Source organism: Pseudomonas sp. CBS, assembly GCF_024734645.1.
GTDB lineage: Bacteria > Pseudomonadota > Gammaproteobacteria > Pseudomonadales > Pseudomonadaceae > Aquipseudomonas.
This window is the reverse complement of sequence record NZ_CP102929.1, coordinates 5,021,930-5,035,153: the sequence shown is the minus strand read 5'-3', so window position 1 is coordinate 5,035,153 and position 13,224 is coordinate 5,021,930. Positions and strand designations below refer to the sequence as shown.

14 protein-coding genes are annotated in these 13,224 nt (G+C 60.0%); 6 read left to right on the top strand and 8 right to left on the bottom strand.

Annotation, left to right across the window (positions count from 1 at the left end):
• Positions 1-948: a DnaJ C-terminal domain-containing protein gene (locus NVB75_RS23005; protein ID WP_003217399.1), complete on the bottom strand. Its 948-nt coding sequence runs from the start codon at positions 946-948 to the stop codon at positions 1-3.
• Positions 949-1,236: 288 nt separating this feature from the next.
• On the opposite strand from NVB75_RS23005, the gene NVB75_RS23000 reads away from it, so the two are divergent.
• Positions 1,237-2,505 (top strand): Hsp70 family protein, encoded by a 1,269-nt coding sequence (locus NVB75_RS23000; RefSeq protein WP_017478383.1) that lies wholly within the window; start codon positions 1,237-1,239, stop codon positions 2,503-2,505.
• 118 nt (positions 2,506-2,623) lie between these two features.
• Here the strand turns inward: NVB75_RS23000 and NVB75_RS22995 are convergent, their stop codons facing one another.
• The 3 genes from NVB75_RS22995 to NVB75_RS22985 form a co-directional block, all read right to left on the bottom strand.
• Positions 2,624-3,637 carry an AI-2E family transporter gene (locus NVB75_RS22995; protein WP_076018014.1) on the bottom strand — a complete coding sequence of 338 codons (1,014 nt, stop codon included), beginning with the start codon at positions 3,635-3,637 and terminating at the stop codon, positions 2,624-2,626.
• Between the two features lie 190 nt (positions 3,638-3,827).
• Entirely contained in the window at positions 3,828-4,142 is a 315-nt protein-coding gene (locus NVB75_RS22990; protein ID WP_010173948.1) for a PsiF family protein, read from the bottom strand.
• Positions 4,143-4,213: 71 nt separating this feature from the next.
• On the bottom strand, positions 4,214-5,002 hold the full coding sequence (locus NVB75_RS22985) for a helix-turn-helix transcriptional regulator (RefSeq protein ID WP_258343454.1): 789 nt from the start codon (positions 5,000-5,002) through the stop codon (positions 4,214-4,216).
• 97 nt (positions 5,003-5,099) lie between these two features.
• On the opposite strand from NVB75_RS22985, the gene NVB75_RS22980 reads away from it, so the two are divergent.
• Complete coding sequence (locus NVB75_RS22980; protein WP_177025926.1) at positions 5,100-5,996, top strand: DMT family transporter; 897 nt, start codon at positions 5,100-5,102, stop codon at positions 5,994-5,996.
• Here NVB75_RS22980 and NVB75_RS22975 read toward each other — a convergent pair.
• Entirely contained in the window at positions 5,989-6,294 is a 306-nt protein-coding gene (locus NVB75_RS22975) for a multidrug efflux SMR transporter (RefSeq protein ID WP_177025925.1), read from the bottom strand. The genes NVB75_RS22980 and NVB75_RS22975 overlap by 8 nt on opposite strands.
• 1 nt (position 6,295) lies before the next feature.
• Positions 6,296-6,937, bottom strand: a complete 642-nt coding sequence (locus NVB75_RS22970; protein WP_258343452.1) for an FMN-dependent NADH-azoreductase — start codon at positions 6,935-6,937, stop codon at positions 6,296-6,298.
• A gap of 124 nt (positions 6,938-7,061) precedes the next feature.
• Here NVB75_RS22970 and NVB75_RS22965 point away from each other — a divergent pair, with 124 nt between their 5' ends.
• Entirely contained in the window at positions 7,062-7,973 is a 912-nt protein-coding gene (locus NVB75_RS22965; protein ID WP_258343450.1) for a LysR substrate-binding domain-containing protein, read from the top strand.
• 98 nt (positions 7,974-8,071) lie between these two features.
• Positions 8,072-8,602, top strand: a complete 531-nt coding sequence (locus NVB75_RS22960; protein WP_003217418.1) for a bacterioferritin — start codon at positions 8,072-8,074, stop codon at positions 8,600-8,602.
• A gap of 127 nt (positions 8,603-8,729) precedes the next feature.
• On the opposite strand, the gene NVB75_RS22955 is transcribed toward NVB75_RS22960, so the two are convergent.
• Complete coding sequence (locus tag NVB75_RS22955) at positions 8,730-10,799, bottom strand: AsmA family protein (RefSeq protein ID WP_258343448.1); 2,070 nt, start codon at positions 10,797-10,799, stop codon at positions 8,730-8,732.
• A gap of 368 nt (positions 10,800-11,167) precedes the next feature.
• Between NVB75_RS22955 and NVB75_RS22950 the strand changes: the two genes are divergently transcribed.
• Both NVB75_RS22950 and NVB75_RS22945 read left to right on the top strand, forming a co-directional pair.
• Positions 11,168-11,617, top strand: coding sequence for a hypothetical protein (locus NVB75_RS22950; RefSeq protein WP_258343446.1), 450 nt, complete (start codon positions 11,168-11,170; stop codon positions 11,615-11,617).
• A 151-nt stretch (positions 11,618-11,768) separates the two neighbouring features.
• Positions 11,769-12,401, top strand: coding sequence for a TetR family transcriptional regulator (locus tag NVB75_RS22945; protein WP_017478372.1), 633 nt, complete (start codon positions 11,769-11,771; stop codon positions 12,399-12,401).
• A gap of 1 nt (position 12,402) precedes the next feature.
• On the opposite strand, the gene NVB75_RS22940 is transcribed toward NVB75_RS22945, so the two are convergent.
• Positions 12,403-12,891: a C40 family peptidase gene (locus NVB75_RS22940; protein WP_177025921.1), complete on the bottom strand. Its 489-nt coding sequence runs from the start codon at positions 12,889-12,891 to the stop codon at positions 12,403-12,405.
• Positions 12,892-13,224 lie beyond the last annotated feature (333 nt).

The following is a 13,224-nucleotide window of genomic DNA, read 5'->3' as shown; positions in this document are numbered from 1 at the left end:
TTAGCTACTCCATGATTCTCTTGGATCGAAGGCGGCTTTTTGTGCCAGTTCCTGCCACAACGCCTTGACCTCGTCGTCGGTGTTTTTCGGCATCACCGCCTTGAGTTGCACAAACAGGTAACCGCGCTGCCCGGCCTTGTTCAACAAGCCGTGGCCCTTGGCGCGCATGCGCTGGCCGTTCTGGCTGCCGGCCGGCACCTTGAGGTTGATCTTGCCGGTGAGGGTCGGCACCGCCACTTCCGTGCCCAACGCCAGCTCCCACGGGGCCAGCGGCAGGGTGATGATCAGGTTCTCACCTTCCACATCGAATTTTGGGTGTGGCGCGAACTTGATGATCAAGTACAGATCACCATTGGCACCACCGCCAATCCCCGGCGCGCCCTGGCCCTTGAGGCGAATGCGCTCGCCGTCGGCCACACCGGCCGGGATCTTCACGTTCAGGCTCTTGGTGGTGTTGCTGACGTGCTGGCCGGCCGCGTTGTATTGCGGCACCTGGAAGTTGACCTGCTTGGACTCGTTGGACAGGGTCTCTTCAAGGAAGACCGGCAGTTCCATTTCCACATCTTGCCCCCGGCGCCCGGCGCTACGGCCCTGGGCACCACCAAAACCATTGCCGCGCGAACCGAAGATCGAGCTGAAGAAGTCCGAGAAGTCGCCGGTGTCCTGGCCACCGCCACCGTAGCCGCCACGGCTCTGCCAGCCTGGCGGGCCCTGGAACGGCTGGCCATGCTGGCCGTATTTGCGCAGATCGTCGTATTCGGCGCGTTTGTCGGCGCTTTTCAGCGCTTCATAGGCTTCGGACGCGTCCTTGAACTTGGCTTCGGCGTCCTTTTCCTTGCTCACGTCCGGGTGATATTTGCGCGCCAGCTTGCGATAGGCGGCCTTGATCGTTTTGTCGTCGGCAGTCGGCTCGACGCCGAGAATCTTGTAATAGTCTTTGAAGTCCATCGGGAGTATCACCGTCCGTTATCGATATCGCACTGCCAGCGTCACAGCATGCGCCTGTTTGCGGCGTCTGGATTGACCGATCTCAATCTTGTGACCGAAGGGTGCGTCAGAAGTTTATCGGCGCTGCGGGCAGAATCCTGCAGCCACCAACCGTATGGGGAGGATTTGGGGGCAAACACCGGGCTTTCAAGGTAACAAGTCCGTTGTATTTAGCGGATAGTCGGCCTACGCATCTGCACGCGGGTGGCATACACTGCGCGGCCGTTTTTCAACCGGAACCCGATTGACATGAAAAACCCATCCCCAGCCCGTGCCTGCGGTATCGACTTCGGCACGTCCAACTCCACCGTCGGCTGGATTCGTCCCGGCATGGAAACGCTTATCGCGCTGGAGGACGACAAGATCACGCTGCCGTCGGTGGTGTTCTTCAACTTCGAAGAACGCCGCCCGGTCTACGGTCGCCTGGCCCTGCACGAGTACCTGGAAAATTACGAAGGCCGGCTGATGCGCTCGCTCAAGAGCCTGCTGGGTTCCAAGCTGATCAAGCACGACACCAGTGTATTGGGCACGGCCATGCCGTTCACCGACCTGCTGGCGCTGTTTATCGGCCAACTCAAGAGCCGTGCCGAAACCACCGCCGGGCGTGAGTTCGACGAAGTGGTGCTGGGCCGCCCGGTGTTCTTCGTCGACGACGACCCGATGGCCGACCAGGAAGCCGAAAACACCCTGGTGGACGTGGCCCGCAAGATCGGCTTCAAGGACATTTCCTTCCAGTACGAACCGATTGCCGCGGCCTTCGACTACGAGTCCACCATCGAGAAAGAAGAGCTGGTGCTGATTGTCGACATCGGAGGTGGTACCTCCGACTTCTCCCTGGTACGCCTGTCGCCCGAGCGCCGCCAGATCGATAACCGCCACGACGACATCCTCGCCACCGGCGGTGTGCATATCGGCGGTACCGACTTCGACAAGCAACTCTCGCTGGCCGGCATGATGCCGCTGTTCGGCTACGGCAGCCGCATGAAAAGCGGCGCCTACATGCCCACCAGCCACCACATGAACCTGGCGACCTGGCACACCATCAACTCGGTGTACTCACAGAAATCCAAGCTGGCGCTGGGCAGCATGCGCTACGACATCGAGGACACCGGCGGCATCGACCGCCTGTTCAACCTGATCGAACAGCGCGCCGGGCACTGGCTGGCGATGGAAGTGGAAGAAACCAAGATCCAGCTGACCCAACAGGACAGCCGCCATGTGCTGCTGGACCGGGTCGAGCCTGGGTTGAGCGTGGAGTTGAGCCGGGCGTTGTTCGAGTCGGCCATCGATGGCTTGCTGGAACGGGTGCGCAATGCGGTGACGCAACTGCTCAACGACGCCTCGGTGGACGTGGCCCAGGTGGACACAGTGTTCTTTACCGGGGGTTCCAGCGGGATTCCGGCGCTGCGCCACAGCATCTCGGCGATGCTGCCGAATGCGCAGCATGTGGAAGGGAACATCTTTGGCAGTATTGGCAGTGGTCTGGCGATTGAGGCCAGCAAGCGCTACGGCTACTGATTACAGGGCTTGTGTGGCGAGGGAGCTTGCTCCCGTTGGACTGCGTAGCAGGCCCGGTTTTTTGGGGCCGCTTCGCGCCCCAGCGGGAGCAAGCTCCCTCGCCACAAAAAGCGGATGCCTAAACCATCCCCGCCAGCTTCAACTCACTCTTCAAGTACGCATAATAAATCGGCCCCGCCACCACCCCCGGCAGGCCGAACGCGGCTTCGAACACCAGCATCGCCAGCAACAATTCCCACGACTTGGCACTGATCTGCCCGCCGACAATCCGCGCGTTGAGGAAGTACTCGACCTTGTGGATCACGATCAGGTAGCCCAACGCCGCCACCGCCACCCAGATCGACAACGACAAGGCCACGATGGTGATCAGGGTGTTGGACATCAGGTTGCCGATCACCGGCAGCAGGCCCAGCAGGAACGTCAGCACGATCAACGTCTTGGTCAGCGGCAGGTGAATCCCGCACAGCGGCAGCACCACCGCGAGGAAGATTGCGGTGAACGCAGTGTTCAGCGCGGCGATCTTGATCTGGGCGAAGACGATGTTGCGAAAGGCCTGGACCAGCAAATGCAAGCGATCGAACAGCGCAGCAGCCAAGGGTTTACGCTTGGTGACGTCCGGCACCCGCTGCAGGGCGATGATCGCGCCCAGCACCATGCCGATCAGCAAGGTCACGAACATGTGCGCAGCGTCTTTGCCCACCAACTGCAATTCGCTGAGGTGTTTGCTCAGCCATTCGCCGATGGCCACGCGAAACTCGGCGGCGCTGGCCGGCAGGTAGGCATCGAGGAACGGCGGCAGTTGGCCGCGGGCACGGTCGACCACGCCCATGAATTTATCCAGGGAAGCCCCGGGGTTTTCCGCTTCGTGCAGCAGGAAGCTGATGGCCCCGGCGAAGATCAGGGTCAGGATGCTGACGATCAAAGTCCCCAGCAACGCCACTGCCAACCAGCGCGCACGCCGGCCTTCTATCAGCCGCTGCAACTGCGGGGTGAGCATGTTGACCAGCTCATACACCAGCAGCCCGGCCAACAGGCTCGGCAGCAACTTCAACGGCAAAACCAGCAGCAGCCCGCCAAAAATCAGCACGCAACTGACCAACAACAACACGTGACGCTGAGAAAACGTTGGCATACAGCCTCAAAACGAACGGCGTTAAAGGATGCTGTTACTTGTAGGAGCGAGCTTGCTCGCGAAAAACCCAAGGAAGCCACGTTTATTCAGGATGAACGCGTTTTCGTTGACGTTCTTCGCGAGCAAGCTCGCTCCTACAGATAACAGAGGGCTGTGTATGAGTGTCGCAGCCTTCTATGGCACCCGGCTATTATTTCTTCAGGCAGGTGCTCATAAACGTTTTACGTGCATCGCCAGTCAGCGCCTGGGTTTTCGCCGTGGCGTTGCAGTCTTTCATTTTTTGCTGCTGTGGCGTGAGGGTCTTGGCGTCGTTGGCCGCCGGGGCCGCCTTGAGGCAGGTGCTCATGAATGCCTTGCGTTCATCACCGGTTTTGCCACTGGTCTTGGCTTCGGCGTTGCAAGTGGTCATTTTTTGTTGCTGAGCCGTCTGTGCAGCAGTCGCGGCAAAGCCTTGGGAACACAACAGCAAGCCCATCATCAACAGCGGAATACGCAGCATCTTCATGGAGTTTTCTCCCTGTTACCGTGCCGAGGGGCACGGCCTCCCCAGCAGTGTAGTCAAACCCTGTTACACGTTCACCTGCTACGAATATTCGTCCGACGGTACTGCTCCGGGGTGCAGCCGGCCTGGCGCTGAAACATCGCAATAAACGCCGAGGCGGTGCTGTAGCCCAGGTCAAACGCTACTTCCTGGACGCTGCGCGGGCTGTCCAACGCTTCGATGGACGCAAGGAAACGCAGGCGTTGGCGCCATTCGCCGAAACTCATCCCCAGCTCACGCACAAATTGCCGCGCCAGGGTGCGCTCGCTGACATGTACCTGCTCCGCCCACTGGGCCAGCGCGCGGTTATCCCCGGGATCGGCCTGCATACCCTCCAGCACGCTGAGTAAACCGGGATGGCTGGCGTACGGCAGGAAACAATCATGCACCGGGGCCTGCCGAAGCTGGTCCACCAGCACCTGGGCCAGGCGCACATCGGCTTCATTCTCGGGAATGTTGACGTCACGTTCGGCGAAATCACTGAGGATCGCCTTGAGGATATCGCTGATGGTCAGGGTGCACGGCTGCGCTGGCAATTGCTCGCACAGCGCGGGCGCCAGGTACACCGAGCGATAGACAATCGCCTGGGCATTGTAGGAACTGTGTTGGGTATTCGGCGGGATCCACACCGCGTATTGCGGCGGCGACATGAAGCGGCTGCCGGCCACTTCAAAGCGCATCACGCCTCGGGCCGAGTAATCCAGGGAACCCCAGGCATGCTGGTGCGCACTGGCATGGGTGTCAGCCTCGAATTCCGAATAGCGGAAATACACCGGGGACGGCAACTGGTCGAAATCGGGAAGGTTGATGTACTTCTTCGGCATATTGTCTGGATACAAAGGTCGGATGGCTGGATCGAAGTATAGGCTTCGATCCAGACAAAGGATAATCGCCGCTCATAGACGCAACAGGCTCCTTTCGATGCAATACGCTTATCCGTTACTGGCCATTTTTATCTGGGCCGGCAATACCGTGGTCAACAAACTCGCGGTGGGGACGATTTTCCCTGCCGAGATCGGCTTTTATCGCTGGCTGCTGGCCGGCGTGCTGTTTACCCCGTTCATGCTCAAACCCGTCATCGCCAATTGGTCGCTGATTCGCCCCAACCTGGGCAAGATCTTCATCCTCGGCGTGCTGGGCATGGCGGTGTATCAGAGCCTGGCGTATTACGCCGCGAACCTGACCTCGGCCACCAACATGGGCATCATCCTGTCGCTGATGCCGCTGATGGCCCTCACCGCCGCCATCATCAGCCTCGGCCAACGCCTGACCTTCGGCGCCCTGACCGGTGCCGTGCTGTCGTTCGCCGGCGTGGTGGTGGTGGTTTCCGCCGGCAGTCTCAGCGCGCTGCTGCAACACGGGCTGAACATGGGTGATGCGATGATGCTGGTGGCCACGCTGGCCTACGCGGTCTACAGCACCCTGCTGAAAAAATGGCAGCTGCGTTTGCCGCCGCTGGTGTTGCTGTATTTGCAGGTGCTGGTGGCAGTGGTGGTGCTGTTTCCACTGTTCCTGCTCTCCGACAAGGCCGGCCTTGGCTGGTCGAATATCCCCCTGGTGCTGTACGCCTGCCTGTTGGCCTCGATGCTCGCGCCGTTGGCGTGGATGCATTCGGTGAAGACCCTCGGCCCAAGCCGCACCACGCTGTTTTTCAACCTGCTGCCGTTGATCACCGCGTTGATTGCCTCAGTGGTGTTGAAGGAGCAACTGGCGATGTACCACCTGGTGGGCGGCTTGCTGACTTTGGGCGGGGTGATTTTGTCGGAGCGCTGGACGACACCGGTTCGCAGCAATGTCGGCGCGCCTGAAGCTACTTAAGGCCGACCACGCCGGCGACGATCAAGCCCACCGACACCAGCTTGATCAGCGTCAGGCTCTCCCCCAGCAGCGCAAACCCGAGAAACACCGTGCCCAGTGAGCCAATGGCGGTCCAGATCGGGTAGGCCACGCTCACCGGCAGTTCACGCATGGCCAGGGTCAGGAAATAGATCCCGCCCACCGCCGCGATGACGGTGATCAGCGATGGCCACAGCCGGGTGAAACCGTCGGCGTACTTCATGCCCATGGCGAACGTCACCTCAAACCCGGCAGCGATCAGCAGGAAGAGCCAGGACACCTCAGAAGCTCCCGGCCAGATCGCGCAGTTGGCCTTCGACCGCATCGCAGGAGCGACGGAAAACACTCGGGTCGGACTCCTCACCCTCTGCGGCGATCACTGTGACGTCTTCAATGCCGATGAACCCCAGCGCGGTCCGCAGGTGCGGATCGGCGTGGTTCATCGCCTCGTTTTCACCGCCCGGGCCAAAGCCGCTGCCGCCGCGGCTGGTGATGATCAGCGCCTTTTTGCCCAACAGCAACGGCTGGTAGTGGGCGATGCCCTGGCTGTCCTGAGTGATGTCCACGGTGTGGCCCATGCGCACGATCTGGTCGATCCAGGCCTTGAGGCCGCTGGGAATCCCGAAGTTGTACATCGGCACGGAAATCACCAGCAGTTCGTGCTCGACCAGCTCGGCCACCAGTTCATTGCTCAGTTGCAAATCAGCGTGCATGGACAAGGGCATCGACTGCGGCTCGGGGTGAAAACTGGCGGCAATAAACGCTTCGCTGACATGGGGAATCGATGCACGGCCGACTTCGCGGCGGCTCAGGTGTGCGTCAGGGTTAGCGGCGTGCCAGGCGGCCAGGAACACCTCGGCCAGGCGCCGGGAATGGGAACGTTCACCGCGGGGACTGGAATGGATAGCAAGCATTTTTTTCATCTGTAGGCCTTCACACGCTAGACTCAGGCAACCTGACTGGCCGCCTCTCTTGCCCACAAATCTAGAGATGCCTGGCTAACCTCACAAATGAGCAATAGTTGTTCTGGATGATTTTAATTCATCCGTGGAGCCTCATATGTTTGCCTCGCTGCCCCTGACCGCCCTGCGCGCCTTTGAATCGGCGTCGCGCCTGCTGAGCTTCAAGGCCGCCGCCAAGGAGCTGTCGGTAACGCCAACGGCCGTGTCCCACCAGATTCGCTCGCTGGAAACCTGGCTCGGCGTGCCACTGTTCGAGCGCCTGCCGCGCCAGGTGCGCCTGACGGAACGCGGCGAGCGCTTGTTCCACAGCCTGCACGGCGCCCTGCTGGACGTCGCGCAAAGCCTCGACACCCTTCGCCCGCAGCGCAGCGCCAGCAATCTCACGCTCTCCACTACGCCGGCGTTCGCCGCTCTGTGGCTGGTGCCGCGACTCGGGCGCTTCTATGCCGCCCATCCGGATATCAGCCTGCGCCTGGACACCAACTGCGCCGTGGTCGATTTGCAGCAGGACGCCAGCGTCGACCTGGTGATCCGCTACAGCATCGACGACTACACGAACCTGTACGGTTTGTGCCTGTTCGACGAATGTTTCGCCGTGTATGGCTCCCCCGAACAAGTCGCCCTGGCGAGCGAACGCACCCCGACGCTGATCAGCGTGCGCTGGCACAACTCCAAGCTGTACGCCCTGGGCTGGCAGGCCTGGTGCGAAAAGGCCGGGGAAGACTGGCTGAGATCAGCCTCGCCACTGCGCGAATACGACGAAGAACACTATGCCCTGCAAGCAGCCATCGCCGGCCAGGGCCTGGTGTTGGCCAGCAATATCCTGGTCTCGGAAAGCATCGCCAGCGGGTTGCTGGTGCAATACCGGCCACAGATACGCGTCAACGGCGCCGGCTACAGCGCCCTGTGCGTACCGGGCCGTGAACGGCACCCGCCAGTCCGAGCGTTTTTCGAATGGCTGCAGGAGGAAGCGCGGCTGTCGGGGCACGCTCTGTAAAATCCGATAAAACTTTTTGCGTTGCCTGGGACTCACAACTTGGAGCGATCACGCCGGCAGAGCGTGGCGCAAAACCGGATTAGTACCAGGAGAATGAGATGACTGACTCACATTTGTCTGACGTAGCCACTTTACGTGACCGCGCCCGCAAGAACGTCGAAAACGGTGCCGTGACTGAAGGCTATGACGCCGACCGCCAGGAAATCCTGCGTCTGCTCAACGAATCACTGGCCACCGAACTGGTGTGCGTGCTGCGCTACAAGCGCCATTACTTCATGGCCAATGGCGTCAAGGCGCATGTCGCCGCCGAGGAATTCCTCGAGCACGCCACCCAGGAAGCCGAACACGCCGACAAGCTGGCCGAGCGCATCGTGCAGTTGGGTGGCGAGCCGGAGTTCAACCCCGACCTGCTGTCGAAAAACTCCCACGCGCAGTACGTGGCCGGCAATACGCTGAAGGAAATGGTCTACGAAGACCTGGTGGCCGAGCGCATCGCGGTAGACAGCTATCGCGAGATCATCCAGTACATCGGCGACAAAGACCCGACCACTCGCCGGATCTTCGAAGACATCCTGGCCCAGGAAGAAGAACACGCTGACGACATGGCGGATATTCTGAAGGACCTGTAAGCCTTTCCCCGATCGTTCCCACGCTCTGCGTGGGAATGCATCTTGTGACGCTCTGCGTCACGCCCTAAGAGCGGACGCGGAGCGTCCAAGGCGGCGTTACCACGCGGAGCGTGGGAACGATCAACAGCTAGCCCTTCACTGTTTTTGGTGCCTTGCCTTCCTTCATCTGTTGCAGCAACGGCGCACACTGGTTCGGCTCATCGCCGCTCGGCGCCACCAGCGCCAGCAAACCCGCCGCCGGGCCGGCAATCACACCCAAGGCAACCATGCCCGCACCACGCAGCATCAGCGGCACCGCCTTCACGCCAGCGTTCGGCTTGATAAACGGCCCGTTGACGTACAACGGCGAGCGCAGGGAGAACAGGCGGAAGCCTTTGGACTCTGGGGTAATCGTCAGGTCGAGTTGCTCGCTGGCCATGTTCGCGGTGCCATCGATGTAGATGATCGCGTTCTCGGTATCGAACACAAACAGACGAGTCGTCGCCAGGCCGGACTTGATGCCAAAGTCCGCCGCCGCGCAGTTGATCTTCACTTCCTTGTCGCCAAACAGACGGCCTACCACGTAGTTGCCGACGTTAAGCCCAGCGATTTCCATCAGGCCACGGCTGATGGCGCCGTCGTTGATCAACATCTTCAGATCGCCATTCGACGTGCCCAACAGCGCTGCGACGGAGTTGCCGCGTCCGGAAATGTCGGCGTCACCGTTGAGTTCACCGAAGCTGGTTTTCATCGGCTCAAAGGTTGGGAACAACTGCTTGAGCTTGAAGTTACGTGCGGTGAGTTTGGCCTGGCCTTCCATCGGCGTGGTCCGCCCGTTAAGGCGAATCTGCGCGTCGAGCTTGCCACCGGCTACGCCGAAACGCAGGGGCTCGAGGCTCAACTGGCCGTCGTTCAACACCAGGTGGGTGTAAAGGTCAGTGAACGGCAATTCGGCACTGTGGACGATGCGCTTGCCGGTGAATTCAACGTCGGCATCCATATCGCGCCAGCGCTCGGTGCGAAACTCTTCCACCGGCAGCACCTTGGTCGCCGGCTGCTTGCTTTCACCGCCACGGGCCTTTTGCTTGGCGTTGGAGTCGGCACCAATCAGCGGCGCCAGGTCGGTCATCAACAACTGGTTGGAGACCAGCGCGCCGGTGAGTTTGGGCCGCGGCTGACTCGCGACGTAACCAAGGTTGCCGTGGATATCGCTGTTGCCGATCTTGCCGTTGAAGTTTTCATACTGGAACGACGCGCCACTGGGCTCATGCAGCTTGGCGATCAGGTGGCCGTCGGTGGAATAGGCCGGCGAGTCCGGCAGGGTCACGCCGGTGAGTGGGTAAAGATTGCCCAGGCTGCTGCCGGAGAGTTTGAGGCGCAGGTCAAGGGCGCCCAAGTTCATCGGGTCAGTCAGGGTGCCGGCCAGCGCGATGCTGGTGTCGCCAATCCTGGCCTGGGCTTGCAGCGGGAACGGCTTGGCCGCGTCCTGCAACGCCAGCAGGCCACCGATCTTGCCGGTGCCATCGAGTTTCTGGCCGTGGTATTGGCCTTTGACCTTGAGGCCGAACGCGTAATCCTGCGGCGCCGAGCCTTTTTCCAGGGCCTTCTTGGCGTCGGCGTCCCCGACTATTTCGCCGAAGGGAATTGGCTTGCCAAGCAAATCAATCACTACGTCGAGTTGGGTCTTGAGGGTTTGGTCGTCGAGGGTCACATGGCCTTTATCGAAGCCGATGGCGCCGATGTCCACCACCCAGTTGGAGGGTTCGGCATTCGGGTCCTTGGGGTCGAACTTGAAGGTCCAGTTGGCGCGGCCGTCGGCCAGGCGCTGCAACTGCGCACTCGGTTCGGTGAGGTCGATACGCGGGATCACCACACGCTGGGCCAGCAACGCCAGGGGCGAGACACGCAATTCCACGCGTTTGAGGGTGACCATCTGCGGGGTTTTCGACCAGTCGGGGTTGCCCAGGGTCAGGTCTTCGGCAATCACATGGGGCCACGGAACCCAGGCGCGCCAGCCGCCTTCATCGGGCTCGCGCTGCCACACCACGGCCAGGTTGCCATTGATGGCAAACGGTCGATGCAGCTCCTCGGAGACCTTGGCGTTGAGCGGCGGCTTGATCCGGTTCCAGTCAAAGAACACCAAAACCAACACCACAATGGCGATTAACAAAACGAAGCTGGCGCAGCTCCAGGCGAGAATTTTACGAGTGCGCGTCATTGCACAGGACTCCAGGTTACGACTGAGCGGGCGCATTGCGGCGCACGTTTTGACTACAGCTTATATGGCTACGACTGACAAACGGCACGGGGGTTTAACCCCATTGATGAATTAGCGCTAAAAACCGCCTTTCCTGACCAATCAGACAATTTCAATCATCAACCACGCACCGTTGTTACCCACGACCGTGTCGAAAATACCCACCACGGTGCAAAAGCGCGGGCTTGAGACCTGCGAGATAGAGCCTTCGCCGAGAACAATCAATTCTGTTGATTATTACCATTGTGTTTATGAACTTTTATATCGACTTATCAAGAGTAGCATTAGCCCTGTACCCAATTTATCGCCCTCCCAAGGAGCAACCCATCATGAAACGCCAATTACTCGCAAGCTTTGTACTTTCCGTCCTGGCCACCAGCGCATTTGCCCTGCCAGCTGCTGAACAGGCCACCCCACAAGTGAAAGCCGATGCTTCCCACGTCAGCCAAACCCTGGCGCGCAGCGGTGCTTCGGACAAGAACAACACCGACTACAACGGCAGCATCACTGAAAACGGTTCGGAACAAGCCAACAAACGCGCTTACACCGAAGGCGTTGCTGAAGGCGGCCGTGATCGTCTGGAACAGAAAGGTCTGGTTGAAGGTGGCGCTGATCGCCTGATGGAACGCAACGCTGTTGCCGAAGGTGGCCGTGATCGCCTGGAACAGAAAGGTCTGGTTGAAGGCGGTGCTGAACAAGCCAACGAACGCGCCTATGCCGGTTCCGTAGCTGAAGGCGGTGCTGACCGTCTGCAAGAACTGCATCAAGCACAGAGCTAAGCCCGTGCTGGCCCTGGAAAAAAGCCCGATCACCCGATCGGGCTTTGACTTTGTGTGAACCGCAACGCCCTTCTCCCTTTTGAAGTTCGACGCTGGCAAAGCTGATTTGCTAGAGTGCGTCGCTGTCCTTGTCCACAAAGCCCGCCTGCCAATGCTGCCCCGTGCCGAACAGAAGCAACAGACCCGACTCGCCCTGATGGACGCAGCCCGCCATCTGATGGAGTGTGGCCGTGGGTTCGGCAGCCTGAGCCTGCGTGAAGTGGCCAAGACCGCCGGCATCGTGCCCACCGGTTTCTACCGTCACTTTGCCGATATGGATCAGTTGGGCCTGGTATTGGTCAGTGAAGTCGGCCAGACCTTTCGCGCGACGATTCGCCTGGTGCGCCACAATGAATTCGTAATGGGCGGCATCATTGATGCCTCGGTACGGATTTTCCTGGATGTGGTCGCCGCCAACCGTTCACAATTCCTGTTCCTGGCCCGCGAGCAATACGGTGGCAGCCTCGCCGTGCGCCAAGCCATTGGTGCCCTGCGCGAAGACATCACCAGCGACCTCGCCGCCGACCTGACCCTGATGCCCAAGCTCCAGCACCTGGATGCCGACGGTTTGCACGTAATGGCCGACCTGATCGTCAAGAGCGTGTTCGCCACCCTGCCCGACATCATCGACCCGCCCGCCGAAGCGCTGCCTGCGCACCTCACGCCTCAAGCCAAGATCACCCAGCAACTGCGCTTTATCTTCATTGGCCTCAAGCATTGGCAAGGCTTGGGCAGCACTGAATAAATCAGCGCACGGCGTGGAAACGCTTGGCGGTGGTGTAGTTCTTGTTCCAGTAACTGTTGGCCAGTGAATCGATGCGCACGCTTTTGCCGGTGCGGGGCGAGTGAATGAATTTGCCCTCGCCTATATAGAGACCGACGTGGCTGACCTGGCCGCGCCCGTTGCCCCTGAAAAACACGGCATCACCCGGTTGCAATGCATCGCGCTTGATCGTGGCCGCGGTTGAGCGGTGCATCTCAGACGTCGTGCGGGGCAGATGAATATTGGCTTCGGTCTTGAACAGGTACACCAGAAAGCTGCTGCAATCGAAGCCCTGCCGTACCGAGGTGCCGCCCCACTTGTAGGGCGTGCCCAGCAGCGCATGGGCACGATCGATCACGTTGTCGATAGAAGGCCGCGGGGCAAATGCCGGGGCCCGATGGAGATTGGCCGAAGCGGATGAAAGGGTGAGCGACAAGCTGACAATGATTAAACAGAAAAATGACTTGTACATGATGGAACCGCTGAGAATTAAACACGGAGCGGAATCCTAATGAAACAGCGCGTAACCCGATGACCGCCTAATCCTGTAACTGCGTGGGAAAAATCCGAAACAACTCATCACCCTCCCAAAGATGAAAGAAATTTCATGCAGCAAGCCATGGAATTCAACGCTAAGCGCCCGAATCCGGTGCTATAAATCCACTCACGCACCAAAATGAAACATTTTGGAATAATTTCCTGCGCCATCAGGTGGCACACACCGCCTGCCTACAGGGAATTCCTACTCCCCGCGTGGTTGGCAAGACCCTTGCTCTAGCTTGCTTATCGCTCATAGCTGGAAGCT